The 2,957-nt window shown below is 53.2% G+C and carries 1 protein-coding gene; it reads left to right on the top strand.

Annotation, left to right across the window (positions count from 1 at the left end):
• Positions 1 to 16 precede the first annotated feature (16 nt).
• The coding region (locus tag NL626_RS22870) for a tandem-95 repeat protein (RefSeq protein WP_253657774.1) at positions 17 to 2,957 on the top strand (2,941 nt) is incomplete at its 3' end.

The following is a 2,957-nucleotide window of genomic DNA, read 5'->3' as shown; positions in this document are numbered from 1 at the left end:
GCCTGTGGCGGACATCGTGGCAGATAAAGCAACGGTCGTGGAAGACACACCAACCATCATCAAGGTTTTAGGTAACGACACGTTCGAAGGCGACGACAAAGTGGTGTCGCTGGATACCAATCACGGTCCAGCGAACGGCACGGTCTCGGTCAACCCGGATGGCAGCGTCACTTACACGCCGAATGACAACTACCATGGGGCTGACAGCTTCACCTACATCGTTACGTCGGGTGGGGTATCAGAGTCCACCACGGTGAACGTCGATGTCACACCAGTCAACGATGCGCCAGTGGCAAAAGATGATACCGCTGTCACTGACGAAGACACGCCAGTGACAATTGATGTCCTGCCAAACGACACCGATATTGATGGTGATAAGCTGTCTATCCAATCAGCTTCCGTACCTGAAGCACAAGGCACAGTCGAGATTGTTGACGGCAAACTGGTCTTCACACCGGCCGAGAACTTCAATGGTGATGCCGAAATCACTTACACCATCACCGATGGTTCGCTGACTGACCAAGCCACGGTCAACGTCACCGTGAATACGGTGAACGACACGCCTGTGGTTGAGAGCAACCTCGCAGACCAAACCTTGGCGGAAGATTTTACGCCATACAGCATCGATCTAAACACCGCTTTCAGCGATGTGGATAATGTGGATGGCGAGCTGAGCTTCAGCGTTTCTGGTAATAGCAACATTCAAGTGGCGATCGTCAATGGCATTGCTACGTTCACTCCAACCGCGGACTGGAACGGCTCTGAAATCCTAACGTTTACGGCTACCGATCCAAGCGGCGAAAGCGTCAGCCAAACGGTGAACTTCACAGTTGCGCCTGTGGCAGATATTGAATCTGACCGCGCGACGGTTGTGGAAGACACGCCGACCATCATCAAGGTCTTAGGTAACGACAAGTTCGAAGGCGACGATAAAGTGGTGTCGCTAGATACCAATAACGGTCCAGCGAACGGCACGGTCTCGGTCAACCCGGATGGCAGCGTCACTTACACGCCAAACGACAACTTCCACGGGGCAGACAGCTTTACCTACATCGTTACCTCCGGTGGGGTATCGGAGTCCACCACGGTGAACGTCGATGTCACACCAGTGAACGATGCGCCAGTGGCGACCAATGACACGGCGATTACTGACGAAGACACGCCAGTGGCGATTGATGTCTTGCCAAACGACACCGATATTGATGGCGATACGCTGTCTATCCAATCGGCGTCTGTGCCGAGTGAGCAAGGGACAGTCGAGATTGTTGATGGAAAACTGGTCTTCACACCGGCCGAGAACTTCAATGGTGACGCTGAAATCACTTACACCGTGACCGATGGTTCGCTGACCGACCAAGCAACGGTCAACGTCACCGTGAATGCGGTGAACGACACGCCTGTGGTTGAAAGCAGCATTGCAGACCAAACCTTGGCGGAAGATTTCACGCCATACAGCATCGATCTAAATACCGCTTTCAGTGATGTGGATAACGTGGATGGCGAGCTGAGCTTCAGTGTCTCTGGCAACAGCAACATTCAAGTGGCAATCGTCAATGGCATTGCTACGTTCACTCCAACCGCAGACTGGAACGGCTCTGAAGCGTTGACCTTTACGGCTACCGATCCAAGCGGTGAAAGCGTGAGCCAAACGGTGAACTTCACGGTAGCGCCTGTGGCAGATATTGAATCTGACCGCGCGACGGTTGTGGAAGACACACCAACCATCATTAAGGTTTTAGGTAACGACACGTTCGAAGGCGACGACAAAGTGGTGTCGCTGGATACCAATAACGGTCCAGCCAACGGCACGGTCTCGGTCAACCTGGACGGCAGCGTCACTTACACGCCAAACGACAACTACCACGGCACAGACAGCTTTACCTACATCGTCACCTCCGGTGGGGTATCGGAGTCCACGACGGTGAACGTCGATGTCACACCAGTGAACGATGCGCCAGTGGCAAACGATGACGCGGCAACAACACAAGAAGATACCGCTGTCACGATTGATGTCCTACCAAACGATACTGACATCGATGGCGATACGCTGTCTATCCAATCAGCGTCTGTACCTGAAGCACAAGGTAAGGTTGAAATTGTTGACGGCAAGTTGGTGTTCACACCGGCTGAGAACTTCCATGGCGATGCTGAAATCACTTACACCGTCACCGATGGTGCGCTGACTGACCAAGCGACGGTCAACGTCACCGTGAATGCGGTGAACGACGCGCCTGTGGTTGAAAGCAGCATTGCAGACCAAGCCTTGGCGGAAGACTTTACGCCATACACCATCGATCTGAATACGGCCTTCAGTGATGTGGATAACGCCGATGGTGAGTTAACGTTTAGCGTCTCAGGCAACAGTAATGTCAATGTCTCAATAGAAAATGGCATTGCGACTATTAGCCCAACGGCAGACTGGAACGGCTCAGAAAACCTAACGTTTACGGCTACCGATCAAAGCGGAGAAAGCGTCAGCCAAACGGTGAACTTCACAGTGGCGCCTGTGGCTGACATTGTGGCAGACAACGCGACGGTTGTGGAAGACACGCCGACCATCATTAACGTCCTAGGTAACGACACGTTTGAAGGCGACGACAAAGTGGTGTCGCTGGATACCAATAACGGCCCAGCCAACGGCACGGTCTCGGTCAACCCGGATGGCAGCGTCACTTACACGCCAAACGACAACTACCACGGGGCTGACAGCTTCACCTACATCGTTACGTCGGGTGGGGTATCGGAGTCCACCACGGTGAACGTCGATGTCACACCAGTGAATGATGCGCCAGTGGCGACCAATGACAATGCCGTTACTGACGAAGACACGCCAGTAACGATTGATGTCCTGCCAAACGACACCGACATTGATGGCGATAAGCTGTCGATTGACTCGGCGTCTGTGCCGAGTGACCAAGGTAAAGTCGAAATTATTGATGGAAAACTGGTCTTCACAC

Origin of the sequence: Vibrio sp. Y58_MX_L22 (assembly GCF_024181865.1) — a bacterium.
Classification (GTDB): domain Bacteria; phylum Pseudomonadota; class Gammaproteobacteria; order Enterobacterales; family Vibrionaceae; genus Vibrio; species Vibrio alginolyticus.
The sequence above is the reverse complement of the archived record's forward strand: the minus strand, read 5'-3'. Positions and strand labels throughout refer to the sequence as shown.